Origin of the sequence: Streptomyces panaciradicis (assembly GCF_023516615.1) — a bacterium.
GTDB classification, from domain to species: domain Bacteria; phylum Actinomycetota; class Actinomycetes; order Streptomycetales; family Streptomycetaceae; genus Streptomyces; species Streptomyces panaciradicis.
On sequence record NZ_JAMGBF010000342.1, the window covers coordinates 1 to 381 of the forward strand.

Below are 381 nucleotides of genomic sequence, written 5' to 3' on the forward strand. Positions count from 1 at the left end.
GAGGCGCAGAACGGCCGGGCGGCCCTGCCCGGCGCCCGCCCGGCGTCCGACGCCGACCCGGCCGCACCGGGCAACGGGGCGGCACAGCCGTACCGGCACGGCGGCGACGAGCACGGCCACCCGAACGGCACGGCACAGCCGTACGCCCCCGGTGAGGGCGAGCCCGGCCGCGCCGTGCCGCCCGGGCAGATAGCCGACCCCTACGGCGTGGGCGGCGGCTCCTGGCACGGCGCGACCCCCCGCGGCGGCACCGAGAACCACGCACTGCCTGCCGGGGACAACGGTGGCCGGGGCGCCGGTGCGCGGGGAGCCGGCCCCGGCATCCCGCCCCACCTCGGTACCGCCCCGCCGGCCGGCCTGCCCCACGCCCCCGGCTTCGGC

General features: G+C 82.4%; 1 pseudogene. It reads left to right on the forward strand.

The features are described from left to right. A pseudogene (locus M8J74_RS44280) lies at positions 1-381 on the forward strand (protein kinase); the annotation flags it as partial.